The 24,793-nt window shown below is 73.3% G+C and carries 24 protein-coding genes; 17 read left to right on the top strand and 7 right to left on the bottom strand.

Annotation, left to right across the window (positions count from 1 at the left end; genetic code table 11):
• Window positions 1-38 precede the first annotated feature (38 nt).
• Genes ACIRD3_RS37645 through ACIRD3_RS37615 form a run of 7 tightly spaced genes read right to left on the bottom strand, consistent with a single transcriptional unit; the run spans window position 39 to window position 7,752 of the window.
• Entirely contained in the window at window positions 39-488 is a 450-nt protein-coding gene (locus tag ACIRD3_RS37645) for a DUF4913 domain-containing protein (RefSeq protein WP_402225881.1), read from the bottom strand.
• Window positions 485-2,221, bottom strand: coding sequence for a type IV secretory system conjugative DNA transfer family protein (locus ACIRD3_RS37640; protein WP_402225878.1), 1,737 nt, complete (start codon window positions 2,219-2,221; stop codon window positions 485-487). The genes ACIRD3_RS37645 and ACIRD3_RS37640 overlap by 4 nt, the downstream gene beginning before the upstream one ends.
• Window positions 2,218-3,687, bottom strand: a complete 1,470-nt coding sequence (locus ACIRD3_RS37635) for an ATP/GTP-binding protein (protein ID WP_402225877.1) — start codon at window positions 3,685-3,687, stop codon at window positions 2,218-2,220. The genes ACIRD3_RS37640 and ACIRD3_RS37635 overlap by 4 nt, the downstream gene beginning before the upstream one ends.
• Complete coding sequence (locus ACIRD3_RS37630; RefSeq protein WP_402225874.1) at window positions 3,684-5,183, bottom strand: SCO6880 family protein; 1,500 nt, start codon at window positions 5,181-5,183, stop codon at window positions 3,684-3,686. The genes ACIRD3_RS37635 and ACIRD3_RS37630 overlap by 4 nt, the downstream gene beginning before the upstream one ends.
• Window positions 5,170-6,549, bottom strand: coding sequence for a hypothetical protein (locus ACIRD3_RS37625; protein ID WP_402225871.1), 1,380 nt, complete (start codon window positions 6,547-6,549; stop codon window positions 5,170-5,172). The genes ACIRD3_RS37630 and ACIRD3_RS37625 overlap by 14 nt, the downstream gene beginning before the upstream one ends.
• 1 nt (window position 6,550) lies before the next feature.
• Entirely contained in the window at window positions 6,551-7,375 is an 825-nt protein-coding gene (locus tag ACIRD3_RS37620; protein ID WP_402225868.1) for a hypothetical protein, read from the bottom strand.
• Between the two features lie 38 nt (window positions 7,376-7,413).
• A complete protein-coding gene (locus tag ACIRD3_RS37615; RefSeq protein WP_402225866.1) occupies window positions 7,414-7,752 on the bottom strand; it encodes a hypothetical protein in 339 nt (112 codons plus the stop codon).
• 419 nt (window positions 7,753-8,171) lie between these two features.
• On the opposite strand from ACIRD3_RS37615, the gene ACIRD3_RS37610 reads away from it, so the two are divergent.
• The 17 genes from ACIRD3_RS37610 to ACIRD3_RS37530 all read left to right on the top strand — a co-directional run bounded on the left by ACIRD3_RS37610 (window position 8,172) and on the right by ACIRD3_RS37530 (window position 24,718).
• Window positions 8,172-8,996 carry an NlpC/P60 family protein gene (locus ACIRD3_RS37610; RefSeq protein WP_402225864.1) on the top strand — a complete coding sequence of 275 codons (825 nt, stop codon included), beginning with the start codon at window positions 8,172-8,174 and terminating at the stop codon, window positions 8,994-8,996.
• On the top strand, window positions 8,993-9,595 hold the full coding sequence (locus tag ACIRD3_RS37605) for a hypothetical protein (protein WP_402225862.1): 603 nt from the start codon (window positions 8,993-8,995) through the stop codon (window positions 9,593-9,595). The genes ACIRD3_RS37610 and ACIRD3_RS37605 overlap by 4 nt, the downstream gene beginning before the upstream one ends.
• 22 nt (window positions 9,596-9,617) lie before the next feature.
• Window positions 9,618-10,472, top strand: a complete 855-nt coding sequence (locus ACIRD3_RS37600) for a hypothetical protein (RefSeq protein ID WP_402225860.1) — start codon at window positions 9,618-9,620, stop codon at window positions 10,470-10,472.
• A gap of 133 nt (window positions 10,473-10,605) precedes the next feature.
• Window positions 10,606-11,820: a hypothetical protein gene (locus ACIRD3_RS37595; RefSeq protein WP_402225857.1), complete on the top strand. Its 1,215-nt coding sequence runs from the start codon at window positions 10,606-10,608 to the stop codon at window positions 11,818-11,820.
• 652 nt (window positions 11,821-12,472) lie between these two features.
• The gene (locus ACIRD3_RS37590) at window positions 12,473-12,973 is read left to right on the top strand and encodes a hypothetical protein (RefSeq protein WP_402225854.1); all 501 of its coding nucleotides are present in this window, start codon (window positions 12,473-12,475) and stop codon (window positions 12,971-12,973) included.
• A complete protein-coding gene (locus tag ACIRD3_RS37585) occupies window positions 12,967-13,875 on the top strand; it encodes a hypothetical protein (protein ID WP_402225852.1) in 909 nt (302 codons plus the stop codon). Before ACIRD3_RS37590 ends, ACIRD3_RS37585 begins: the two co-directional genes overlap by 7 nt.
• Window positions 13,876-13,975: 100 nt before the next feature.
• Window positions 13,976-14,686: an SAF domain-containing protein gene (locus ACIRD3_RS37580; protein WP_402225850.1), complete on the top strand. Its 711-nt coding sequence runs from the start codon at window positions 13,976-13,978 to the stop codon at window positions 14,684-14,686.
• The gene (locus ACIRD3_RS37575; RefSeq protein WP_402225847.1) at window positions 14,686-15,522 is read left to right on the top strand and encodes a hypothetical protein; all 837 of its coding nucleotides are present in this window, start codon (window positions 14,686-14,688) and stop codon (window positions 15,520-15,522) included. Before ACIRD3_RS37580 ends, ACIRD3_RS37575 begins: the two co-directional genes overlap by 1 nt.
• 22 nt (window positions 15,523-15,544) lie before the next feature.
• Window positions 15,545-17,149 carry a CpaF family protein gene (locus ACIRD3_RS37570; protein ID WP_402225845.1) on the top strand — a complete coding sequence of 535 codons (1,605 nt, stop codon included), beginning with the start codon at window positions 15,545-15,547 and terminating at the stop codon, window positions 17,147-17,149.
• A complete protein-coding gene (locus tag ACIRD3_RS37565; RefSeq protein ID WP_402225842.1) occupies window positions 17,146-18,090 on the top strand; it encodes a type II secretion system F family protein in 945 nt (314 codons plus the stop codon). Before ACIRD3_RS37570 ends, ACIRD3_RS37565 begins: the two co-directional genes overlap by 4 nt.
• Window positions 18,087-18,971, top strand: a complete 885-nt coding sequence (locus tag ACIRD3_RS37560; RefSeq protein ID WP_402225839.1) for a type II secretion system F family protein — start codon at window positions 18,087-18,089, stop codon at window positions 18,969-18,971. The genes ACIRD3_RS37565 and ACIRD3_RS37560 overlap by 4 nt, the downstream gene beginning before the upstream one ends.
• A gap of 52 nt (window positions 18,972-19,023) precedes the next feature.
• Window positions 19,024-19,275, top strand: a complete 252-nt coding sequence (locus ACIRD3_RS37555; RefSeq protein ID WP_402225837.1) for a hypothetical protein — start codon at window positions 19,024-19,026, stop codon at window positions 19,273-19,275.
• A complete protein-coding gene (locus ACIRD3_RS37550) occupies window positions 19,272-19,724 on the top strand; it encodes a TadE/TadG family type IV pilus assembly protein (protein ID WP_402225834.1) in 453 nt (150 codons plus the stop codon). Before ACIRD3_RS37555 ends, ACIRD3_RS37550 begins: the two co-directional genes overlap by 4 nt.
• Window positions 19,721-20,155 (top strand): TadE family protein, encoded by a 435-nt coding sequence (locus tag ACIRD3_RS37545; RefSeq protein WP_402225832.1) that lies wholly within the window; start codon window positions 19,721-19,723, stop codon window positions 20,153-20,155. The genes ACIRD3_RS37550 and ACIRD3_RS37545 overlap by 4 nt, the downstream gene beginning before the upstream one ends.
• Window positions 20,155-20,628 (top strand): pilus assembly protein TadG-related protein, encoded by a 474-nt coding sequence (locus ACIRD3_RS37540; RefSeq protein WP_402225829.1) that lies wholly within the window; start codon window positions 20,155-20,157, stop codon window positions 20,626-20,628. Before ACIRD3_RS37545 ends, ACIRD3_RS37540 begins: the two co-directional genes overlap by 1 nt.
• Entirely contained in the window at window positions 20,628-24,122 is a 3,495-nt protein-coding gene (locus tag ACIRD3_RS37535) for a LysM peptidoglycan-binding domain-containing protein (protein WP_402225827.1), read from the top strand. The genes ACIRD3_RS37540 and ACIRD3_RS37535 overlap by 1 nt, the downstream gene beginning before the upstream one ends.
• The gene (locus ACIRD3_RS37530; RefSeq protein ID WP_402225826.1) at window positions 24,119-24,718 is read left to right on the top strand and encodes a prepilin peptidase; all 600 of its coding nucleotides are present in this window, start codon (window positions 24,119-24,121) and stop codon (window positions 24,716-24,718) included. The genes ACIRD3_RS37535 and ACIRD3_RS37530 overlap by 4 nt, the downstream gene beginning before the upstream one ends.
• Window positions 24,719-24,793 lie beyond the last annotated feature (75 nt).

The following is a 24,793-nucleotide window of genomic DNA, read 5'->3' as shown; positions in this document are numbered from 1 at the left end:
CCTCGTGGTCCCGGCACCCGCCGCCGTCAGAGGTGCCGTCAGTCCTCGGGGATCCGCTCGGCGGCCGCCGTGGTGCTGAAGGCCGTACCGAGCCACATCCGCGGGTCCGCCGGGTTGGTCGGCAGCGGCTGCGGCGGGTGCTCGGAGTGGCCCTCGATCGGGGAGCACGCGCTGAACGGGCCGTTGTCCGGGTCCATCAGGACATGGAGTTGCGGGTCCGCGTGGTGGATCCACCAGGTGGACATCCCGAGCGCCGGGTCCAGGCGGAGGTTCTCCCAGGCCCGCCACATCGCGTTCAGCCGGGAGATCGCCTCCGCGTGCAGCCACCAGTCCGGGCACCAGGTGAGCGTCACGCCGTTGAGGCGCCGGGCCACCATCGGGGCGAGATAGTCGACGACGAACTCCTCGACGGTCCCGAACACCGGCTCCGGCGGCGCCTCCTCGTCGGTGTCCTCGTCGTCCCACAGGTCGAAGTCGTCGTCGCTCACGGCCGCGCCCCCGGGTCGTACTTGGCCAGCGAGGCCTTGACCGCCTCGGCGTGCCTGGTCTCCCACCAGGGCACGGTCTCCACCAGCGCGGGCGGCGCGCCCGAGGCGAGGAGCAGCGCACGGCCCGGTGGCATCGCCGCGAGGTCGGAGACGTCGAGCACCCGCTCGCGCCGGGTGCTGTGGCTGGTGGAGCGGCCGCCGAACAGTCCGCCGCCCTGGTTGGCGCCGTAGGACGCGGAGTACGTGTCGACCTCGTACTCGCCGGCCAGCGTGCTGAGGTCCCCGAGGAACTTGGCGTCGGAGACGCCGCCTCCGTAGACGCGGCGGTTCGCGCTGGACCAGAGCTTGCCCATGCCCTTCTCGCCCCAGACCTCCACGCCCTGGTCCCAGGACTGGAGGATCGTCATGAGGATGATGCCGCGCGAGCCGTAGTGCGAGTACAGGTCGGGCAGGTCGGCCCACCGGCAGACGTTGGCGGCCTCGTCCAGCACTCCGACGATGGGCACGGACAGGCGCCCGCCCGGCATGGTCGTGGCGGCCTCCTCTGCCGCCTCGACGACGGCGACGGTGAGGGCGGTCACCAGCGGGCCCGCGCTGTCCTTGCCCTCGCGGGAGAGCGAGTACAGGGTGTCGGTGCTGACCGCGAAGTCCGCCGGGCTGAATTCGGGCCGGGCCGGGCCGCGCCCGGGGGTGATCCAGGGGTGGACCGCCGGGTTCACCAGGCAGGAGGCCATCTGCATGGCGGTTCCGTAGATGCCGCCGCGCTGCTTCTCCGGGGCGGTGATCACGCCGTTCAGCGAGTCGGCCGGCAGGTGGTGGCCGGCCTGACGCAGGATCCGCTCCGGGGTGTCGTCCTTGGGCCGGGTCAGCCAGGTGTAGACCTGGGTGATCGGCTTGCCGTCGACCGCGGCGGCGAGCATCAGGTACGCGAGCAGGTCCTGGCCGGCGGGGGTGAAGTAGGCGTCGGTCTTCGCGCCGGCGTCGGAGGAGCCGCTGGCGAAGTGGGCCGCCATCTTCCGCGCGTTCGCCACGGAGGTGACGTAGCTGAGGGGGTTCCACCACCAGGTGGGGCTCTCGCCCGCGCGGTTCTGCGGGTCGAACACCCAGGTGCGGCCCGTGGTCTCGCGCACGCCCCGGGTGGCGTCGACGATGTCGCGCTTGTTGGAGGTCGCCAGCACCGCGCCGGGCGCGTCGCAGATCGCGGGGATCGCGCGTCGGGTGGTCTTGCCGGTGCGAGGCCCCCAGATGTCGACGTGCATGTCCTCCCAGCTGCCGAACAACTGCTGGCCACCGGGGATCGACCGGCCGATGAAGACGCCGGGCAGGTCCGACTTGGTGCCGAGCCGGGCCGCCGTCGCGGCCGCGCCGCGGCGGTTGACGGGGGCCAGGTCGTTGCCCCGTCCCAGGTGCCGTCCGGCCCGGTCGACCTTCGGCCGCTTGCGCTGACGGGTCGCCTGCCGCAGGACGAGCACCGCGACCAGGACGACCACGGCGCCCGCTCCGGCCGCGATCGCGGTCGCGTAGCCGCCCGGCCACCGGTAGGAGCCGTCGATCAGGGCGATGACGAAGGCGAACGGGTTGGCCGGCGGGCCGGGTACGCCCGCCAGTCGCGCCCCGAGGAGGGCGGCCAGCCACGCTCCGACCGCGCTCACCACGACCAGCAGCAGGCCCCCGAGCGCGATGAACGGCCCGGCCTCGGAGACCGGGCCCCGGCGCCCTTCGGTGGCCGTCATCGCACGTCCGCCCAGCGCCGGTTGGTGTCGTTGATGGCCAGCTCCGCCTGGGTGAGCTCCACGGAGACCGGGATGCCCGGCCGACCGCCGACCTTGACCAGGAACTTCCCGCGCCCGGGAGGGGCCGCCTCGGAGTTCGTCGAGGAGTCCCAGGCCGGCGGACTGGACCAGCCCACGACCAGCTCCTGCTCGGCGCGGCTCATCCCCACCACCTGGGTCAGCTGCGGCATCTCCGCCTCCGGCAGACCACCGGTGATGACCATGCCGGCCCGTTCCACGAAGCCCTTGGCCTTCATCCGGTCCTCCTCCGTCGGCAGGGCGAGCAGGTCACTCATGGTGTGGGTGATCATCGCGGTGCCGACACCGCGCTGCCGGTTGAGGCGGGTCAGGGCGTCGACGCGGTCGACCAGGCCGCGCCCGGCGCGCAGGACCCGCCACAGCTCGTCCATGATCACGAAGTAGTGGCGCTGGGGGGCGAGGCCGGCGTCGGCCAGCGCCTGCACCGCGGAGATGGTGCCGAAGCCGTAGCTCCAGCACGTCAGCAGCGCGGCGGCCTGCAGCAGCGCCTCGCTGTCGTCGATCGCCGAGACGTCGAACACGACCGGCCGGTCGACCTCCATGGGCACGCTCGTGGGCCGCGCGAACATGTCGCCCAGCCGCCCGCCTCCCAACAGGGCGGTCAGCGACGACTCCAGGCCCTCGGTGATGTCCCGGTAGCGGCCGAGGTTGCCGCGGTCCAGCGCCAGGTGGCGCAGCGCGTCCGGGGCGTCCTTGACCACCTGGAGCAGGTCCGCGAGCACCGGCACGCCCTCGTGCCGCTCGTCGAGGACCGTGAGCGCGCCCGAGACCAGCGTCTCCTCGCGGTCCGTCGGCGGCTCGCCGCGAAGGATCGTCAGCAGCGCGGACACCGTGTTCAGCCGTCGCCCGTGGATGTCGGCCAGCACCGCGCGGCGCCGGTCACCGGTCAGTCGCTGGGCGGCCGCCTGGGCGGCGCCGGGGTCGAGCGCGTTGAGGTAGCCGCGCCCGCGCCCGAGGCTGATGACCTGGCCTCCCAGCGCCTCGATCAGGTCGACGTAGTCCGGCTTGAGGTCCCCGAAGACCATCGGGTGCGTGCCGAACGCCGCCAGGCCGAGCGCCTGGCGGCGCACGATGGTGCTCTTGCCCAGGCCGGGGCGCCCCAGGACGAACTCGCTGGGGTTGAGGATCAGGTTGGCCCGGGTGAACCAGCTGATCGGGTCGCAGCACAGCGAGGCGCCGGTGATGGTGTTGCGTCCGATCGGCACGCCGACCATCGGGGTGCCCGACCCGGCCACGAACGGCCACAGTCCGCAGACCTGCACCGTGGTGCCGCGCCATTCGGCCGGCGCTTCGACGTAGCCGACCGAGCCGGCGCCCCAGCCGGACCAGCCGCGCATCCCTGGCCGGCGGGGCCTGGGCGGTGCGGGCGTCTTCCCCTTCTTGCTCACATCGCCTCCCGGACCGCCTGCGGCACGCGCAGGTGGTTGGGCAGGACGATGCCGATCGGCAGCCCCGCCGCGAAGGCGGAGGCCTGGGAGCCGAGCGCCGGGCGCAGCCGGATGCGCGAGGGGGTGGAGAGGTTCTCCACGACCGCGTCCGCCTTGGCCAGGTCGTCGCGCTCCATGACGGTCGCGGTGACGATCATGCCGAAACGGACCAGGCCGGCACCGGTCGCCTCCTCCTGGGCGGCCTGGTCGGCGGCGCGGACCGCGACGGAGTCGCGGGCGGCGGCGACGGCCGCCTGCTGCGCCTGGAACAGCGCGTCCTTGCGGTCGTTCTCGACGATCCGCGCGGCGGACGCCGGGTCGTGGGGGCGGTACAGCAGCGTCACCCGCTTGCGCGTGACGTCGGGGTGCGGGAGCAGGAGCGAGGCGAGCACGTTGGAGAACACCTCGCCCCGGGGGGCCTCACCCATGAACCAGGTCTTCGACCAGGCGCCGTCGTGCCGGTAGTGCGACCAGAACTCCTCCGTCGCGACCGGGCCGGCGTCGTCCCAGGTGATGCCGGTGCCGCCCGCGGCCCGGCCTTCGGCGACCAGGGTCGCCACGCTCGGGTCGTAGGCGACCCGGACGGTCTCGGCGAGGTCGCCGGCGGTCATCGGGCGGGCCGCGCCGGCACCCGTCATGGCCAGGCCGGCGGTCAGGCCGGGCAGTCGCGCGCCGATCTCGTCGGCCATCTGGTCGACGTCCCGGCGCGGCGCGCTGCCGCGGGCCGCGCCCGAGAAGGTCAGCGCGATCTGCGTGGTGAGCAGCGCCGACCCGGCCGGGTAGGAGTCGACGATCTGTTCCAGCACCTGCCGGGCCAGCGGCGGGGCCTGCGGGTGGAGGTGGCCGTGGACCTCGGCGCTGAGACGGCTGCCGGGGTCGGGAGCGGCTTCCACCGTCACCGACGCGGCCACCAGGCCGGGCTCGTGGGCCAGCGAGGACAGCCACTGGCCCCAGTGCGCCACCCAGGTGTCGACCTGGTCGGAGTCGACCAGCGAGGCGCCGTCGGCGTCACAGCTGATCACCACCGAGTGGTGGTTCAGGCTCGGCAGGCTCACCATGGCGAACGGGCGGTTGTGCGCGTCCTGGAACTGCGCCAGGCTGGAGGCCGCGGCCAGCCCGGGCAGCTGGCAAGTCCCGTACGGAGTACGGCCGATGATGCCCGACCGGTAGATGCGCTTCCCGGCACTCTTCCCACGCCACCACGCCACGCGCGCAGTCCCCCTCTGCAGGCCGTTGCGGCCGAACTTGTCCTTGATCAACAGCGGTAGCAGGCTGAGCCCCACGAGGACGCCGGCTCCGATGGCCAGGAAGAAGTCGATGGCCATGAAGATGACCACGAGGATCATCCCGGCCATCATGACCATCGTTCCGGCCAGGCCCAGGCCGCCGATACCGGGGGACCTGGGCTTGCGCCAGTTGCCGTAGGTCCTGGGGCGGCCTATGTCAAGCGCTGCCACTGGGTCCCCCGTTGTTTCCCGCGTTCGCCGTGTTCTCGGTGGTCTGCTTGATGGCGGAGTGCGCCTGCTGGGCGGCCTGGGCCGCGGCGACCGCAGGGTGGGCCTTCGCCGCACCCGCCGCCCCCGCCTGCGTGGCGCCCTGCGTGGCCGCTCCCTGCGCGGCCGCGCCCTGGGAGGCCGCGCCCTGGGACGCGCCTTGCTGGGCGGCGCCCTGCTGGCCCTGGGACGCGCCTTGCTGGGCGGCGCCCTGCTGGCCCTGGGCCGCGCCCTCGGCGGCCTGCCGGGCCGCGCCCTGGGCGGGTGCCTGCGCTCCCTGGGAGGAGCCACCCTGAGCGGGAACCGGCCTGGAGCCGCTGGGGTTGGATCCGCCCCCACCCGATCCCCGCCCGGAACGGGCGGATCCGCCGCCGCCCCCGCCGGAACCGCTCCTGCTGCCGCCGACGGACTTCGCCCCGCTGGCGAGCGCCCCCATCGCGGCCGCGCCGCCACCGCCGCCGCCACCGCCGCCGGCGGCGCCGACCACCGGGGTGATGAAGCGCATGAGCGCCGGAAGGGCGACCACGGACAGGAGCATCAGCACGATGCCGGCCACCGAGGTGACCAGCCCCCCGGAGTCGGGGTCCGTCTTGAGCGAGGCGATCATGCGGAAGGCGGTCGCGTAGATGATCGCGGCGACCGGCTTGTACAGCAGGAACGCGATCAGCCAGGAGACGGTCTTCTGGAAGGTCTGGCGGCCGGACGGCGTACTCGAGGCGGCTGCGGTCAGGGGCAGCGTGCCGCACAGCAGGATGAGCATGGCCGTGCGGACGAGCATCAGCGCGACCTGGGCCAGGCAGGCCAGGGTGGCGAGCAGGGCGAGGATCAGGGCGAGGATCGGGCCGCCCTGGTTCTCCGAGGCGACGGTGAGCCAGCCCACCACGGCCCTGCCGAAGTCCTGGTCCGTGGCCTGGTTGACGATCCATGAGGAGAACTGGTCACCGGCCTCGGTGAGCATGCCGATCGCCCCGAGGGCCATGCTCGTCGTCACGGTCATGGTGAAGAGGCCCTTGGCGACGTCCACGGCCGGCTCCGCACGGCGCTGGATCGCCAGCCGGCCGGCCGCGAAGAGGATGGACATCACCGCGATCCAGGTCGTGATCCACAGGGTGTGCGCCCACACCCACTGGATCGGACCGTTGTCCTGGTTGGACTGCACGATGTTGCCGGTGGGCACCTTGATCCACCAGGTGGTGACGGCCGCGGCGACCTTTCCCGCCATGTCGATACACCAGTCGATGATGCTCTGCACGACGCTCATGCCCATGTCGCCCGCGGCGTCGCTCAGGCAGTCGCCCCAGTTCATGGGGTTGATGCAGCTTCCGGACACGTCAGTTCCCCACCGCGAACGGGACCATGTCGGTGACGGTCTTCTGCTGGCCGAACGAGGAGCTCTGCTGGCCGTTGGGCGTCATCTTCTGCTTCCAGTCGCCGCCGTCCCACACCGCGGTGAGCACGACGGTGCGGTAGGCGCCGCCCATGGGGAACTTGATCGCGAAGGTCACCACGGCAGTGTCGGCCGTGTACGAGTTGACCTGGTAGGCGGCGTACTGGCCGATGGTCGAGAACGCCGGGCTCGGCCTGGACGGGTTGACCCGGTCGGCCGTGACGAACTGCAGGTAGGACTCGCGCTCCGGCCCGGGGGCGACCTGCTGGTCGATGACGGGGCGCCAGTTGTCGGCGCTGGAGCTGCGGATCGAGGTCTGGGCCAGGGCCAGCACCGCGCCACGGGGAGTGTGGGCGTAGCAGCGGGCCACCTCGCCGGAGCGTACGGCGGGCCCGGAGGACGGCGACTCGGGCAGCTGGTAGCCGTGGAAGTCCTTCCAGGCGAGCTCGCCCGCAGCGAAGGTGTTGCCGATGTTCAGCGGAGCCTGGTTCGTATCGGAAAGCTGGGGGCAGGGGGCACCGGTGCCCGAACCCACCGTCGGGGTCCCGGCGCTCGTTCCCGGGGGGTTCCCGCCCGGTGTCCCGGCGGGAACCCCGGCAGGTGCCGTCGCGGAGCTGCCGACGGCCTTGCCGTTGTCTCCGCCGCTCAGGGCCACCCAGGTCCCCAGCAGGGCGACGGACCCGAGGAAGGCTCCGGAGGCGACGAACCATTTGTTCGTGAAGGGGCTGCGCGGGCCGTCCGGCCCGTTCAAGGAAGTCTGATCGGACATGACGGTCTCCCCGTGAGTCTGCCGGCCGTGCTGTCAGCTCAGACGAGCATCCCGACGAGGCCGGACGCCGCGCCGCCGAGGATGCAGGCGCCGAGCACCCAGGCCAGCGAGGAGGCGTGTTCGCCGCCCTGGCCGCGGCTGTGGGAGACGGCCATCTTCCCGGCGGTCAGCAGGATGCCGCAGACGCACAGGGCGAAGACGACCCAGGCGACCCACTGAAGGACGGTCTTCAGCTTGTCGGCGCCCGGCGGCTCCTTGCCGGTGCCCGGGTCGATGGAGAACTTCGGCGCCGGGGTGTTGTCCGCCAAGATGTGCCCGGCGCCGTGGGCGACGTGCTGGACGCTGTCCGCGCCGGCTTGCAGAAGGTCGAACATCATCTCGGTTCCCCCAGGGTCTCGATGGGCGGACCGGGGCACCCCCCGGTGAGCAGCGCAGAGCGCATCCGGCAGATCATATGTTGATTTCAGCCGTTCAGCCGACAGGCTTTCAGCACGCACTTCGCTGCTGACGGCCCGCTTGACGCCAGCTCACTTGATGCGCACTGGTGTCCGAATGTCCTAGGGTGGCGAATCTCCGTCATGCGACCTCGGGGGGAAGACGCAGCGTGAGCGGGAGTCTCGGCAGGGTGGTCGCGGCCGTCTTCATCGGCTGCGCGACCTGTGTCGGCATGTTCGGATTCCTCGTGGTGGCCGCTTTCGGAGGAGGGAATCTGCCGGGGGCGGGCGGCGGTGCGGGGGGCAACCTCGACACCACGAGGGTCCCCCCGCAGTACCTCGCGTGGGTCATGAAGGCCGGTGTGTGCAACGACGTTCCCGGCGCGCTGAGCCCGGCGGTCATCGCCGCGCAGATCGAGGCCGAGTCCAACTGGGATCCCACAGCGGTCAGCAAGGGGGTCGGTGCGCAGGGGATCAGCCAGTTCATGCCCGATACGTGGAAGACCTGGGGGAAGGACGAGAACAACAACGGCGACGGCGGCTCCCCCTTCGACCCGCCGGACGCGATCATGGCTCAAGGGCGGTACGACTGCTTCCTGGCGGGCGAGGTCCAGAAGTACGTCAAGGCCGGCCAGGCCAGCGGCGACATCACCGACCTCATGTTGGCCGCCTACAACGCGGGCCCCCTAGCGGTGAAGGACAAACACGGCGTCCCGCCGTACACCGAGACCCTGGGATACGTGCAGAAGATCCGGGGCCTGATCAGCAAGTACAGCCTCCCGCCCGCCGGCGGCGGCCCCTTCGGGGAGGCCGTCATCTCGGCCGCGCGCGCCAAGCTCGACCTCCCCTACGTCTGGGGCGGCGGGAACGTGAACGGCCCGACCGGCGGCGGCTACGACTGCTCGGGGCTGGTGCTGTACGCCGTCTACCAGGCCTCCAAGGGCCAGATCGAGCTGCCCCACAGCAGCGAGATCCAGGTGACGATGGGCAGCCCGGTCGAGCGCAACGCCATGCAGCCCGGCGACATCATCGGCTTCGACCTCCACAACAACGGCGACTACGACCACATCGGCATCTACATCGGCAACCACCAGATGATCCACGCCCCGCACACCGGCGACGTGGTCAAGGTCGCCACCCTCGACTGGTACGAGAAGTACCCCTGGAAGGTCAGGCGATTCGGATGACCCCGCCGCCTCTGAAGCGCGCGGCCGCGGCCGTCCTCCTGGCCGCCCTCGTCAGCGGGTGCTCCCTCGGCAGCCCGCTGCGCCCCCGGCCGACGCCGTCCTCCTCCACCGCCACGGCCCCGGTCGCCGCGCCGCTGCCCCCCGGCCGCGGCGGGACCCCGGCGGCCGGCCTGCCCGATTTCGGCAAGGTCGACGGCGGCGACCCGGCGGCCGTGGCCAAGGCCGCCCTCACCGCGATGTGGACGGTGGACACCGACATCGACGCGTCCCCGATGGACGCGGAGAGACGGGCCGTCCCCATGTTCACGGCGCGGCGGGCGGAGGGCGCCGCGTCGATGACCCCGCGCGCCCAGCCCGGCAACACGTGGGTCACCTGGGCCTCGCACCACGCCTTCACCACCGTCCAGGCCCAGCAGTCCCACGAGGACGGCGGGCCGGCCGACGGCCCCACGACCGCCTTCCAGCGGTGGGTGGTCACCGTCACGCCCAAGGGCCGCGACGGCTGGACCGGCCCGCCCGAGATCCACATAGCCCTCGTCGTCCTGCTCCGCGACGACACCGCGCAGCCCTGGCGGCTGGACACCCTCACCCTCAGATAGCCCGCTGGAGGAACGGAAGACCGTGGGAAGCGACCTGCAGGTGCCCGGCTGGCCACTGGTCACCATCGTGCTCAGTGCCGACGGCGGCGCCCACGTGGACGGGAAACCGGTCACGGTGCCACCCGGCGAACAGGCGCGCCCGGCGGCCTTCGCCCACGCCGTCGCCACGGCCGCGCGCGTCGGCAGGCCGGTCCGGGTCAAGCTGACCGACACCGACGGCGGGGACTGGATCCTGGCCGCGCACCCCGACGGCGCCGAGACGACACTGGAGAAGCCGCCGTCGCGGCGCCGCGGCGGCAGGCAGAAGAAGGCGCCCAAGCCCCCGAAGCCGCCGAAGCCCGGCAAGGCGCCCCAAGCCGCGGACGCCACCCCGCCCCCGGCTCCCCAGGGGCCCGCTCAAGCCGGCCGGGACGCCGACGCGCCCACCACCGTCGGACCCCAGGCGCGGACGAACGCCCTCACGCCGCCGGTCCCGGCCTCCGAGCCCGCACCGGCGAACGCCCTCACGGCGGCCGTCGAGGCCGGTGACTGGATCACGGCGGCCGCCCAGCTGAAGCTGCTCAAGGCCGATCCGCGCCAGGCCGACCGGGTGGCCGAGGCCGAGGCCCAACTCGCCGCCGTACGGGGTGACCTGGTGGCGGCGACCGTCCAGTACACCGCCTTGGCCCTGGCCCGGACCCAGTCCGTGGGGACGGACCATCCGAGCACCCACCACGCCGCCGACCGCGCCCAGGACCTGTGGGGCCGCATCACCGACCCCGGGCAAGCCCTCCAGGCCGGTCGCGCCCTCCTCCAGCTGCGCCGGATCGTCCCCCCGGCGGACCCCGCCTCCATGGTCCAGCTCCGTCTGCGCCTGGCCCGCCTGCACGTCACCTGATACCGCGTCGGGGAAATCCGGCGGCCCGGACCGTCGGCGTCCGCGCGCCCCGTGCCCGTTCGGCATCACGCTCCGCGCGCGAATGGTGTCTGGTAGCGTCCGGCTGGTTGCTGTGACGAGGGGCGGGAGACCCATGCGCTGGCGTGCGCGGAACTACGGCGGAGCCGCGGTCGCGGCCGCGATAGCCCTGGCGGTCACCGGCTGCGGTGGTGGCGGCGCGGCGAGCGGTTCCCAGGACGGCGGCTCCCCCTCCGGCACGCCTGGGAGTCCGACGAGCGCTCCCGTCAAGGCGATCGGCACGCCGGGCACCGTCACCGTGTCGTGGTGCGACGTGAAACCGGGAACCGCGGGCGCCCCGAACGCCCAGCAGCTGACGCTCGCCTCGTACTCCGTGACGGACGGCCAGGAGGTCGCCCGCACCGTGTCCGCGCTCCCTCCCGGCGCGGACACCGGCATCCTCTGCGACCCCAACGCCCACGACAGCGTTCCGAGCGCCCTGCGCCAGGCGTTCAACAAGGACTTCACGATGGTCGCGGGCCTGATGCCGTCCCCCCAGCAGTCCTCGGGCGGCTCGGACGGCGCGGCCGTCGCCTTCTCGCTCGCCCCCCAGGGCGCACCGGTCGGAGCCCCGTCCGCCGATCCGTTCACGGTCGGCGCCAAGGACCGCGTGCCCGCGTTCCAGAGCGGCACGTCGACGCTGTGGTACGAGAACCGGGACCGGCACGTGCTGAGCCGCGACCTCGACCGGCAGGGCGCCGGCACCACCGACCACGGGCCCTCGCACGGACCGGTCTTCGCGCTCGCGGGGGACCAGCCCTGGTCGCGCCTGCCCCTCGGCAACACCGTCGACAGCGTGACCGTCAATCCGGCGGGCACGGCCGCGGCAGCCGGGGGCGGCCACGGCAGCGGGATCTGGCTCAAGGACGCCGCCGCGGCCGGGTACGGCGACGAGTACGTCGAGCCGGCCCGGTTCGGCCCCGACGCCTCCGGCTCGGGTTCCACGGGGCTGCCCGGAGGCGGCACCGTCCCCCGGTGCGCCCCGAAGTCCTGGACCGACGACCACGCCCTCCTCTGCGTCGGCAAGGGCATCTCCCGGGTCGTGTTCTCGGACACGTTCGACTCCGTGCTGAAGGTCGAGCCGCTGCTGCCCGAGAACGACCGCGACAACACCGCCGTGGCTCCCTCCCCCGACCTGAAGTCGGTGGTGTTCCTGTCCCGGCAGGGCCAGGACGTCGCCGAGCTGTACCGCCTCGACCTCACTCCCGGCTCCACCCCGCGCAAGCTCGCCTCCATCGCGCCGAACAGTCCCCGGGTGAAGTCCGAGCTGCGCCTGGTCGGGTGGCAGTAGTCGAGACGATCCGCTTGACCAGGGGGCCGGTGCCGCGCACCGGCCCCCTGGCCGTTCCCGTCGGCCGCCCGGGCCCCGGAGGGTGAGATCCGCGTCACAAGCGTCCCGGAGGACCACCCGCGGAAGGGCGCCGGGCACGACTCCCGCCGCCGATGGCCGGGGGCGCGCCGGAACCGGCTCCGGCCCCACGCCGGAGGAACTGCGGGCACACCCCGCGCGTCCGGATGGTCGGGAACGTTTCGTTCGGCAGCATGGTTTGACTGTGCGTCATTCCGGAAGCACCGCGTCGCCCGGTCCCGGAACTTCACGGGCCCGGTGATCGAGTCGGACGCGGGCGTCCCGGTTTCCCGGTCGGCCGTGTTCGGAATTTCATGGTCATGTCGACAAACCGTGATTCCAGAGGCCTCGCCCCCGCAAAGGGACTGGCGTTCACCAGGGGGAACGAGCCAGAATCACCGTCGCAGGGTGATGATCTAATGGAAAGTCAATAGTCACTCGATAAGCGTGGGGGGACGCATTGCGCGACAGGACCGGTCGGCTCTCGGCAAAAGCGATCAAGCCGTCACACCACGCCACCACGTGGGTTCCCGCTGTCGTGGGCGCCCTGGCGTTGACGGCCGCCGGCTGCGCCGGCGGATCCGACAAACCCGCCGTGACAGCGACGAGCGCACCGGCGAGTCCGACGTCCGCGGCCGCCGCGCCGACCCCGCCCCCGACCCCGACGGCGGATCCGACGGCCAAGGCGGGCACCGACGTCCTCGCCGTGTACAAGGCCTTCACGGACTACAAGGTGACGGCGTTGAGGTCCGGCCACGCCGACGTCGCCAAGCAGTCGGCGGTCTCCACCGGCGACGCGTACAAGTCGCTCGCCTCGACGATCTTCGAGTCCCAGCAGAGCGGGGTCGTCTTCAAGGGCGACCTGGTCAGCAAGCCCACGGTGGAGGCGGTCGACCTGGCCTCCTCCCCGGGCAGGGCCACGCTGGCCGACTGCCTCGACGTCTCCCACTGGGAGCCGGTGTACTCCAGCAGCGGGAAGAGCGCCGCCGCCCCCTCGCAGGCGACCCGTTTCGTCGTGAGCGTCGGCGCCCAGCAGATGCCCGACGGCACCTGGCGGATCTCCCAGTACACGACCGACAAGGCGCGGACATGCTGAGACGGGGCATAGCCGCCCTCGTGGCGGCCGCGGTCGTCGTCCTCGGCCTCGCGGCACCGGCGAGCGCGGACGGCTGCCCGCCCGACAAGGACGTCTGCATCATCGTCAAGGACCCGGGGACCCCGGGAGGCGGCGACGGGGGTGGCACCGGAGGCGGCGGAGGCGGCGGAGGCGCCACCTGCACCTGGCAGACCCAGACCGTCCCGTGCAACTCGCCCGACTTCGGCTGGTACAACGCCCAGGACGGCTGCTACTACAACCTGATGAATCCGCAGCCGGATCCCACCAACTGGGTGTGGATGGGCCACCAGCCCGGGGACGGCGCCGTCTACGGCCGTACCTGCCCCTTCGGATACGAGGGCGACTCGGCTCCCAACGGCCCCGTGTGGCTGCAGAATCCTCCCCCGGGCTTCGGGGGCGGTCCGACTCCGGCTCAGCTGGCGCGAGAGATCTTCGCGGCGATGTCGTTCGACGTGCCGGACATCGGTACCGCGCCGGACCGGGGTGGCAAGGGTGTGATCGGGATGCCGGTGTGGCTGTGGGCGAAGGCGTCCAAGACGAGCTGGGGCCCGTGGGTGGAGTCGAAGTCCGCCGGCGGACTGTCCGTGTCGGTCACCGCGAAGGTGACACGCATCGACTGGTCGATGGGCGACGGCGGGACACGCTCCTGCACCACGCCCGGGACGCCCTACTCCCCGGACCTGGGCGCCGCGACGTCCCCGGACTGCGGCTACCGCTACACCACCACCAGCGCCGGCAAACCCGGCGGCAAGTTCCCGGTCAGCGCCACCACCACCTGGACCGTCCACTGGGAAGGCGGAGGCCAGCAAGGCGACCTCCCCGCCATCACCAAGACCTCCACCACCGAACTCACCATCGGCGAAGTCCAAATCCTCAACTGAAACGGACCCTCGGACAGAGGTCCGCTCAGTCCGCGGTCCGGGCCGTTCCTCGGCCCGCCCCGGATTCTCCTACTCGTTTTCTCCTCGGGGGATGTAGCTCTTGAGCAGCACCGTTACCGGGTCCCACGGCGCGGGCGCGCCGACCGGCCCTTCCGCTGTGGCTCCGGCGGCCCCGCCGCGCGCGTTGACGGCCCGGCGCCGCCGCCCCGCGCTGATCGGCCTGTCCGTGGCACTGATCGCGGCAGGCGGTCTCCTCGGCGCTTTCGCCGTGCTGACGACCGGACAGCACAAGGCGGTCGTGGCGTTGGCGAAGCCGGTGGCCGAGGGCGAGGTGATCACCGACGCGGACCTGACCGAGGCCTCGATCACGCTGGACCCGGCCGCGCTCAAGCCGATCCTCGCCGTCGACCGCGGCACAGTGGTCGGCAAGCGGGCCGCGAACAGCCTGCACGCGGGTGCCCTGGTGACCAAGGAGGACCTGACCGACGCGCCGCTGATCGCCGCCGGACAGCAACTGGTGGGTGTCCTGCTCAAGCCCGGACAGCTGCCGTCGACGCCGCTGACCCCGGGACTGGCGGTCCTGGTGGTGTCCACCCCCGGTGAGGACTCCGCCGCGGGCGCCGCGGCGAACGCCGCGAACGCCGCGCCGCCGGCGACGATGAAGGCCAAGGTGGTGCGGGTCGGAGACCCGGAGACCACCGGGAGCAGGACGGTCGACCTCGCGGTGGCCGGCACCGACGGGCCGGCGCTGGCCGCCCGCGCGGCGACGGGTCGTATCGCGGTCATCGTCGCCGCCAAGGGCACGGGCTGATGGCGGTCGTCACGGTCTCCGGCTGCACGGGTTCGCCCGGCGCCACGACCACCGCGCTGGCGCTGCTGCTGTCGTGGCCGCTGGAGCCCGGACGCCGGGCGATCCTGGCGGAGTGCGACCCGGACGGCGGCTCGGTGGTGCTGGGGGCGCTGTCCGGGCGCACCCCCGGTTCGTACGGGCTGCGCAACCTCGCGGTGGCCGACCGTCAGGGGCAGCTGGGCGAGGCGTTCTGGCGCCAGCTGGTCGACCTGTCGGACGGCGGCACGGACCGGCTCCTGCTGCCCGGGATCACGGATCCGGCGCAGGCGGCCGGCCTGGCGTACACGTGGGAGCGGCTGGCCGGGCTGTTCACGTCGATCGAGAGGGTTCAGCCCAGCCATGACGTGATCGTCGACCTCGGCCGGTCGGGCGCGTACGGCCTGGCGTCCCCGCTGGTACGCAAGGCGGATCTCCAGCTGATCGTGGTACGCGGCACCCTGCGGGGCGTGCAGTCCGCGCAGGTCCGGGTGCGCGCGATGCGCGACGACCTGGACGCCAACTCGCCGGGCTCGGACGGCCTGGGCGCCGTCCTGGTCGAATCGGGCCCCTACGGCGCGGACGAGGTGTCGCGCGAGCTGGGCGTGCCGGTCGTCATGACGCTGCCGCACTCGCCGAAGGCGGCGGCCGTGCTGTCGGACGGCGCGGACGGCGGACGCGGGTTCAAGCGCTCGGACCTCATGCGCGCGGCGCGGTCGGGGGCCGAGCGGGTCTTCTCCCTGGTCGCGCAGCGCCGTGCGCGCCTGGCCCCCGTTCCCCGTCACGACGCCGCGGGAGGACAGCCGAATGCTCAGCGGTAAGCCCCTTCACCCCGATCCGAGCGTGCGACCGACCGTCCAGGAGGACGGGGCGGGCGGCCCGTCGGCGCTGCCCGCGGGGCTGCGCTTCGGTCCCGTGGCACCCGCCCCCGCGGCGGCGGCCGCCACCGTGGCCCTGCGTGCCGTCGAAGACCCGGCCGCCGTCGCCCGGCCCGGTTCGCCCACGCCGGCCCCGACGCCACCGGTCGCCGTCCGGCGTTCCTCACGGCCCGCCGCCCGGACGGACCAGGCGGTACCGGCCGACGACATCGACCACGCCGTCGCGGCCCAGCTCAAGCGGCAGGTCGCCGACCGGCTCTCCCGCGAGCTGGAACGCGACCCGTCGATGGACCAGGCCACCCAGATGCAGCGCGGCCGCGCGCTGATCAACGAGGCCGTCGCCGTGTGGGCGACGGCCGCGGCGGTCGACAGCGGCCTGCCCGTGCCGCCGGAGACCGCCCGGCGGATGTCGGGCGCGATCTACGACCTGCTGTTCCGCGCCGGACGCCTCCAGCAGTACCTGGACGACGACCGGGTGGAGAACATCCTCGTCAACGGCCACGACCGGGTCTACATCGACTACGGCGACTCCCGGCGCGTCAAGGTGCCACCGGTGGCCGAGAGCGAGGAGGACCTGCGGGAGCTCCTGCGGGACCTCGCGCGCCGCAGCGGCTCCGGTGAGCGCACGCTCTCCACCGCCAACCCGTTCCTGGCCCTGCGCCTGGAGGACGGCTCCCGCATGCAGGTGATCAGCGAGGTCACCCCGCGCACCTACGTGACGATCCGCCGCCACCGCGTGCGGGACATGGACCTGAACGGAATGGTCGAGCTGGGGTCGATCGACACCACCCTCGCGGCGTTCCTGGCCGCCCTGATCCGGGCGAAGAAGAACGTCATGGTGGTCGGGACCCAAGGTGTGGGCAAGACGAGCCTGCTGCGGGCGATGGCCCGCGAGATCCCCCCGGAGGAGCGGATCGGCACGCTGGAGACCGAGTTCGAGCTGTTCCTCCACGAAGACGACGGGCAGGAGCGCCAGATCGTCCCGATGGAAGCCCGCGAGGGCAACGGCGAACGGGTCAACGGCCGCGCCGCAGGCGAGATCACGGTCGGCGACCTGATCTACCCGGCGCTGCGGATGAGCCTGCGCCGCATGGTCGTCGGAGAGGTCCGCGGCGCCGAGGTCGTGCCGATGCTGCGGGTGATGACCAACGGCGAGGGCGGCTCGCTGTGCACGCTGCACGCCCGCGAGCCGCACATGACCTTCGACCGCATCGCCGAGCTGTTCCTCGAGTACGGGCACGGCATGACCGAGGCCCTGGCCTACCGTCAGTGCGCCAACGGCCTGGACTTCGTGGTCTTCGTGAAGATGATCGACGAGACCGGCATCGGCGGACGGCGCCACCGCTTCGTCAGCCATGTGCTGGAGGTCACGGGCATGGGCGAGAACGGCCGTCCGTCCACCAACACGATCTTCGGCCCGCGGCCCGAGGTGGGTGAGGAGCGCGCCGTGCCGATCATGCACCCCAGCTGCCTGGGCGACCTGATGCGCGTCGGCCTTCCCGCCGCTCTGCTGGACAACCCGGCGGGGACCTGGGGCCGACCGCTCGACCTGATGGTGAGGACGGCGTGACGCGACTCCTGATCGGTCTGGTCGCCGGCATGCTCGTCGTCGGCGGCCTCGTGGGCGCCGTCGTCGGGCTCGTCGGCACCACGGCCCCGCCCGCCCCCGGCCCCGCCTCGCGCCTGCGGACCGCCCTGACGTCCGGTGAGCACGACGTCCGCGCCCGCGCCCGGGCCCGCACCCGCCTGCTCGCCTCGGTGGTGGCCGGCGTGCTGCTGTGGGTCGTCACCGGCTGGTTCATCCTCGGCCTGGTCCTCGTCCTGGTGGTGGCCGGTCTGCCCTGGCTGCTCGCGTCCACGGGGAACACCAAGACCCGGATCGAGCAGCTGGACGCGCTCGCCGAGTGGACCAGGCGGCTGTCCGACGTGCTGATGCTCGGCATGGGCCTGGAACAGGCGATCATCTCCAGCCGCAAGACCGCGCCGGTCGTGCTGCAGGAACCGGTGGGCGAGCTGGCCGCCCGGCTGCTGTCCGGCTGGCGGCCCGCCGACGCCCTGCGGGCGTTCGGCAACACCCTCGGCGACGCCACGGCCGACAAGGTCGTCTCCGCGCTCATCCTCAAGGTGAGCGACCGGGGACCCGGTCTGGCCCAGGCGCTCAACGACCTCGCCGACAGCATCCGCGAGGAGGTCCGCCAGCGCCGCGACGTGGAGGCCGACCGGGCCAAGCCCCGCACCACCGTGCGGTGGCTGACCTGGATGACCGTGGGCATCCTCGTCCTGGGCAGCTTCGCCACCGACTACATCGAGCCCTACAAGACCTTCCTCGGTCAGATGGTCCTGGCGGTCATCCTGCTCGGCTTCGTCGGCGTGCTGAGCTGGATGCGCTCGCTCGCCTCCTACAAGCCGACCCCGCGCTTCCTCGCCGCGGACGCGCGTTCCAGTGTCAAGCTGCAGCAGCCCACGGCCCCGGCCGTTCCCGGCCCCGCCCAGGAGGTGACCGCGCGATGATGATCAGTCCGATCGCCGTGATCGGCGGCGCGCTCGTCGGCGGCGGCGTGGCCGTGTTCGTCCGCGCCCTCGTCCGTCCGCAGCCCAACCTGGCCGCCACGCTGGAGGCCGTCAACAATCCACGGACCGTCGACACGGCCGGGATGACCCAGGACGAGCGCGTCGGCGCGTGGCTGGAGACGCACCTGCAGCAGGTCCCGGGAGTGAGCATCCCCCGAACCCGCCTGGCACTGGTCGGCCAGAACCCCGGTCGCTTCCTGCTGACCAAGGCGGCGATGGCCTTCATGGGGCTGCTCGTGCCGTCCTTCGTGTGCGCCATGTGGGCGCTCGCGGGGCTGACCATGCCGATACCGGTACCGGTCGTGGTGTCGCTGGCGCTGGCCGCCGTGCTGTGGTTCGTCCCGGACCTGGCGCTGCGCGACCAGGCCAAGCGGGCCCGGCAGGAGTTCTCCCACGCGATCGCGGCCTACCTGGAGCTGGTGGCGCTGGAGCGGGCCGGCGACGCCGGGCCGGCCGAAGCCCTGGAGAAGGCGGCCGCGGTCGGCGAGAGCTGGGCCTTCGTGCGCCTGCAGCAGGCGCTCACCCGTGCCCGGGTCGACAAGATCGCCCCCTGGGAGAGCCTGCGACAGCTCGCCACCGAGCTGGACCTGCCGGTCCTCGCCGACGTGGCCGACATCATGCGCCTGTCCGCGAACGACGGCGCCGCCGTCTACACCACCCTTCGGAGCAGGGCGAAGAGCCTGCGCACCGAACTGATGGCGCAACAGACGGAGGAGGCCAACGCGGCTTCCGAAGCGATGACCGCGCCGGGCGCCCTCATGGCCGTACTGGTGATGGCGCTCATCGCCTTCCCGTCCATCATCCGCATCATGACCGGCTGACCGGCCCCGTGCCGCAGACGGGACACGCACCACACTCAACGGGAGGAACCCCATGAACGACTTCGGTACCAAGATCCGCTCGATAGTGTCGGCGGACCCGGAGAACCTGCCGGCCCTGGCGGTGATCGACGTCCTGTCCGCCCGGATCCGGGCCCTGCGCGAGGAGGACGCCGAGCGCGGCGACATCAGCATCACGACGGTCATCGTCTGGGTGGCCGTCATCGCCTGCGCCATCGGGATCGCCGGTGCCATCGCGGTGCTCGCGTCCAAGTACAAGGGCAAGATCGAGAACTCGGACAAGTGACCACCCGGCGAACCGCGGACGCGGGCGAGGGCGAGGGCGAGGGGAGGGGCCGCCGCCGGTGGCGACGGCCCCGTCTCACGGACGACCGCGGGGACGTCTCCCTCGAAATGGCCATCGTCTTCCCACTGGTCATCGTTCTGACCATGCTGGTCGTCCAGGTGGGCCTGTGGTACTACGCCCGGGAGATCGCCCTGTCCGCGGCCCGTTCGGGCGTCGCGGCCGGGCGCGGCCACCAGGACTCGCCGGGCAAGGGCGCCGCGCGGGCGAGGGAGGTCCTCGACCGGACCGCGGGCAGTTCGCTGCTGCAGGCGGACGCGAGTGTCTCCTCGACCGCCGACCGGATCACCATCCGGGTGACCGGGCGCGCTCCGAGCCTGCTCCCGTTCCTGTCCGGCCCCTCCGTCGATCAGAGCGCGTCCGCGCCCCGAGAGCACTGGACCGGTCATTGACCCTCCATAACCTTGCCCCGCGCCGGGACGAGGGCAGCGCCTCCATCGAGGCCGCGATCCTCGTCCCGGTCCTCATGCTGTTCATCGCCCTGGCGTTCATGGCCGGACGGATCGCCCTCGCGAGCCAGGCCGTCGACTCCGCCGTCGAGGACGCCGCCCGCGACGCCTCCATCGCCCGCAGCCCGGCCGCGGCCGCGTCGGCCGCTTCGGCCGCCGCGGGCCAGACCCTCGCCCGGCAGGGCCTGCACTGCCAGGGCTCGCCGCGGGTGACCGTCGCCGTCAGTGTCGGCGGCACGGGGACGGGCGGCACCGTCACCGCCACGGTGGTCTGCGACGTCGCGCTCGGTGACCTCGCCTTCCCGGGCATGCCCGGGACCCACACCATCCGCAGCACGTTCACCTCTGCCATCGACCGGTTCGTGGAGCGCTGATGACCGACCACACGACGGCCACTCGAGGGCGACCGGGCGACCGGTGCGCGGGTGGCCGCGACTCCGGAAGCATCGGTCTGTGGGCCGCGATCCTGGTGCCCTCCCTCCTGCTGATCATCGGGCTGACCATCGACGGCGGCGGCAAGATCCGCGCCGACGAACGGGCGGAGCGCATCGCCCAGGAGGCCGCCCGCACCGGAGGCCAGCAGCTCGACGCCGGCAAGGCCATTCCGGGCAAGGCCATCGCCGTCGACCCGGACAAGGCCGTCGCCGCCGCGCAGGCCTACCTCCACGCCAACGGCGCCATCGGCACCGCCCAGCCGGCGGACGGCAACCGGAAGCTGGTCGTGACCGTCAACGGCCCCGCCTACAAGACCAAGTTCTTCTCGCTGATAGGCGTCCACGAACTCGCCGTCCACGGCGAGGCGAGCGCCACCCTCGTCTACGGAGTGACCGGACCGGAGGCTCCCTGATGTCCCGACGCCCCGCCGCCCGCCGCAACCTGCTCGCCGACCTGCTGCGGATGCTCGCCTCGCTGATCGCGCTGGCGGCCCTGCTGGTCGCGCTGCCGATCGGCCTCTACGTGGCGACCCGGGCCCTGCTGCCGCTCGGCCTGACCGGTCTCGGCTCGCTCGACGACCTGCTCACCAAGCAGGACACCGGTGGGCTCGCCCTTCTGGTCCTCGCCGCCATCGGCTGGATCGGCTGGGCCCAGTTCGCGGTGTCCGTGCTGCTGGAGGTGCCCGCGCAGCTGCGCGGGCGCAAGGCTCCCAGGCTCCGCGGGTTCGGCCTGAGCCAGCGCGCGGCCGCCGGCCTGGTCGGCGGGATCCTGATCCTGCTGCCCACCGCGGGCGGCGCGTTCGCCGCCACGGCCGCACCCGGGATGCCCGCTCCCGCGCAGGCCAAGGTGGCGGTGACGGCGTCCGCCGCGGGGCAACAGGCCCAGGCGGGCCCGGCGGCCGGCCAGGTCCGCGGCGGCGCGGTCCAGGCCGCGTCGGACCAGCGCGTCTACACCGTCCAGGACACCAGCCCGGCCGACAGCCTCTGGAGCATCGCCGAGCACGAGCTCGGCGACGGCGCCCGCTGGCACGAGATCGCCGCCCTCAACGAGGGCCGGGCGATGCCCGGCGGAGCCGTGTTCCACGCCTCGGGCGACATCCAGCCCGGTTGGCAGCTCCTCCTGCCGGGAACCGGCGGCGCGGGCGCGTCCGCGCAGACGGCGGGCGCGCCGACGACGGTGACCGTGCACGCCGGTGACACCCTGTCGGCCATCGCCGAGCGGGAGCTGGGCGACGCCGACCGCTACCCGGAGCTCGCCGAGGCCAACATCGGGCACACCATGCCGGACGGGCGGCAGATGACGGCGGCCGACGACATCTTCCCGGGCTGGACCATCACCATCCCGCAGTCGGCCAAGCCGGCCTCCCCGGCCGCCGCCTCGCCCTCCGGCCAGGGCTCCGTGGCACAGCCGCCTGCGGCACAGCCGCCCGTCACGCAGCCGTCCCAGAGCCCGGCGCCCTCGGCGTCCGCTCCGACGGCCCCGGCGCCGACGGCGCAGCCGCCCGTCACGCAGCAGCCGGCTGCGTCCGTACCGTCGGCGGCACCGAGCACCGCACCCGCGCCGACCACGGCACCGTCGACGGAGCCGGCGGCCTCCCCCTCGGCCGCAGCCCAGGCTCCCACCACCGCGCCGGCCCCGGCTCAGAGCCCCGCGCAGCAGCCCTCGGCTGCGCCGACGGCGCAGGCCTCCCCCTCGGCCGCCGACTCCTCCGCCCCGTCCGCCGGCGCGGAGGCCGCCCAGCCCGCCGGGCCCACCACCGCCGCGCCGACGTCCGAGGCCCCGGAGGCGACCCCGGCGGAACTGACCCGGAGCAGTTCCGCCGTCGACATCGCGGCCATCGCCACCTGGGGCGGACTGGTCGCGGCGGGCATCGTGTCCGCGCTGGGCCTCAAGCGCATGCTCCAGCAGCGCGGCCGCCGCCGGGGCGAGCGGATCCGCATGCCCGGGCCGGCCACGGCCGCACCCGCGCGGTCCGCGCCCGTCGACCCCGTCGCGCAGGCCTCCCACCGGCTCGCGGACCTGGAACTGCGCCTGCGTGCCAGCGAGGACCCGACCGGTGCGGACCTCGTCGACCGTGCCCTGCGCACGCTGGCGGCCCGGCTCGCCGAGCAGGGGCGCCAGCTGCCGCGAGTGGCGGCCGTGCTGCTCGGCCCCACCGCGCTCGACCTGGTGCTCCTGGAGGACCCCGGGCAGCCCGTCGCGCCGTTCACCCCGACCGCGGACCCGACGCGGTGGACGTGCCCCGCCGCCGGCGCCGACCTGCTCGACGCGGAGAGCGCCCGCCACGTCGTGGCCCCTTACCCTGCCCTGGCCACGCTCGGCCGCGACGGTGACGACCTCGTCCTGGTGGACCTGGAGACGCTCGGCGTCCTGCTGCTCGACGTGAACGACGCGCGGCCGTTCGTCCGCGCCCTCGCCGTGGAGCTCGCCTCCGCGCCGTGGCGGGACGACCTCGGTGTCCTCCTGACCGGCCTCGACGAGGGCCTCGCGCAACTGGACACCGGCTACGGGCGGCTGCAGCCGGTCGCCACCCTGGCCGAGGCCCTCGCCGATCTGTCGGGCTGGAACCAGGTCATCCGTCAGGCCCTCACCGACGCCGGGATCCCGAGTGTCCGGCACGCCCGGACGACGTCGGCCACGCCTGATTCGTGGACCCCGCGCATCGCCGTCAGCGCCGTCCCACTCACGGCCGCGGACGCGGCGGACGCCGGACGGCTGCACACCGACCCGGTCTGCGGGGCATTGATCGCCCCGGCCGACCACGACGTCCTGCCCCAGGTGGTACGGCTGCCCGGGCTCTCCGGCGGCCCGCTCACCATCGCGGGTCTCACCCTCGGCCACCTGGTGCCGCAACGCATCACGGACGAGGACTTCGACGCCCTGATGGAGCTGTTCGGCCTCACCGGCGAACCCAGCCGGGCCCCGGAGTCTGAAGAGGTCCCGGTGACGGAACCGTCTGAGACCGTGGTGGTTCCCACCGCCACGGTGGTCGACCAGAGCCCGGGTCCCGTGGTCCCCACCGCCACGGTGGTCGACTGCGGCCCCACTCCCGTGATCCCCACCGCCGAGTCCGCAGAGGAGGCGGAGGAGGTCACCGCGGCCTTCCCCGAGTCGGCGGACACGGCCGTTCCGCCCGCCGACGGTTCGGGGCTCCCGGATCTCCCCGACGCCACCGGCCCCCTGGTCAACATCCTCGGCCCCGCGCACCTGACCGGCGTCGACACCGGTTCGATCCAGCCGACCGCCGCCACCCGCCTGACCGAGGTGGCCGCGTGGATCGCCCTGCACCCCGGTGGCTCCCTGCAGCAGCTCACCGTCGACCTGAACCCGTCCGCCCCCAACACGGTCTCCTCGGCCGGACTCGTCTCCGCGCTGCGGCGCTGGCTCGGCAACGCCGAGGACGACACCCCGCACCTGCCCCAGGACACCGGTGCGGGCCTGCGCTTCGGCCCTCACGTGAGCTCCGACTGGAACCGCTTCCTCCAGCTCACCACCCGCGGTACGCACCGCGCCCGGCAGCAGGCCCTCGACCTCGTCGCCGACCGGCCGTTCGCCGGTGTTCCCCCGCGCCGCTACATCTGGGCCGAGGGCTACCGGCAGCAGATCATCGCCGCGGTCGTGGACACGGCCGCGCAGGTGGCCGAACACTGCCTGGAGGTGCGTGACCACCTCGGGGCCCTCAAGGCGGCCGACACGGGGATCCGGGTCGAGGCCGCGGCCGAGCCCCTGTACCGCCTGGCCATGCGGGCGGCTCACCTGGCGGGCGACCGCGAAGGGGTGGAGCGCTACGCGGACAGGCTCGAAGCCGTTCTCGACCAGCTCGGTACCGAGATGGAGCCGGCCACCTCCGAACTGCTGCGCACCATGCTGAGCGCCGACCCGCGCCTGGCCGGGTGGCCGTCGTGACGCAGTCCTCCCGTCCCCCGGCGCCTGCCGGGGGACGGCTGAGGCTCGATGCCCCGAGCGCGGACGTCCTGCGCGGACACGCCCTCGCGGTCGGCGCCACCGCGGCCGTCACGGGGGCGGCGCTCGCCTGGCGCCTCGGCTCCTCCCCGCTGTTGCCTGGCTGTCTGGCCCTCGCGGTCCTCGCCAGTGTCCTGGGCGCGATCGACCTCGCCCTGCACCGCCTTCCCGACGCCCTCACCCTGCCCGCCTACCCGGTGTTCGCGCTGCTCCTGGCCTATCCGGCCGCGCAGTCACCCGAGACGGCGCTGCGGGCCCTCCTCGCCGCCGTGGCCCTTCCGGCGTTCTACTTGGCGGCCGCGCTCCTGCCCGGCGGTCCGGGCCTCGGCGACGTGAAGGCGGCAGGACCGGTGGGAGCCCTGCTCGGCTGGGTCGGCTGGCACGCCGTCATCACCGGCACGTTCCTCGCCTTCCTCCTCACCGCGCTCGCCGGTATCGCGCGGCTCGTCGCCCGCCGGGCGAGCGGGCGCACCCGGCTCGCCTTCGGACCGTCCCTGTACGCGGGCGCGGTGCTGGCGCTGCTGCTGTTCGGCCGCTGACCGCTCACGACGTCCGCCCGTGTGCCGCGCGGCCCCCGCGAATGCCGGGAAGACGCTGGCGCCGCCGGTGGGATC

The sequence above is a fragment of the Kitasatospora sp. NPDC093550 genome (assembly GCF_044764985.1).
GTDB lineage: Bacteria > Actinomycetota > Actinomycetes > Streptomycetales > Streptomycetaceae > Kitasatospora.
Note: the sequence above shows the minus strand (reverse complement) of the source record. Positions and strands in the feature narration are given on the sequence as shown.

Bases quoted from the DNA above. Each gene is read 5' to 3' on its own strand.
- ACIRD3_RS37535 (WP_402225827.1), top strand. From the start codon at position 20,628: ATGTCCCGACGCCCCGCCGCCCGCCGCAACCTGCTCGCCGACCTGCTG.
- ACIRD3_RS37615 (WP_402225866.1), bottom strand. From the start codon at position 7,752: ATGATGTTCGACCTTCTGCAAGCCGGCGCGGACAGCGTCCAGCACGTC.
- ACIRD3_RS37575 (WP_402225847.1), top strand. From the start codon at position 14,686: ATGGCGGTCGTCACGGTCTCCGGCTGCACGGGTTCGCCCGGCGCCACG.
- ACIRD3_RS37595 (WP_402225857.1), top strand. From the start codon at position 10,606: ATGCGCTGGCGTGCGCGGAACTACGGCGGAGCCGCGGTCGCGGCCGCG.
- ACIRD3_RS37540 (WP_402225829.1), top strand. From the start codon at position 20,155: ATGACCGACCACACGACGGCCACTCGAGGGCGACCGGGCGACCGGTGC.
- ACIRD3_RS37605 (WP_402225862.1), top strand. From the start codon at position 8,993: ATGACCCCGCCGCCTCTGAAGCGCGCGGCCGCGGCCGTCCTCCTGGCC.
- ACIRD3_RS37585 (WP_402225852.1), top strand. From the start codon at position 12,967: ATGCTGAGACGGGGCATAGCCGCCCTCGTGGCGGCCGCGGTCGTCGTC.
- ACIRD3_RS37620 (WP_402225868.1), bottom strand. From the start codon at position 7,375: ATGTCCGATCAGACTTCCTTGAACGGGCCGGACGGCCCGCGCAGCCCC.
- ACIRD3_RS37640 (WP_402225878.1), bottom strand. From the start codon at position 2,221: ATGACGGCCACCGAAGGGCGCCGGGGCCCGGTCTCCGAGGCCGGGCCG.
- ACIRD3_RS37560 (WP_402225839.1), top strand. From the start codon at position 18,087: ATGATGATCAGTCCGATCGCCGTGATCGGCGGCGCGCTCGTCGGCGGC.
- ACIRD3_RS37555 (WP_402225837.1), top strand. From the start codon at position 19,024: ATGAACGACTTCGGTACCAAGATCCGCTCGATAGTGTCGGCGGACCCG.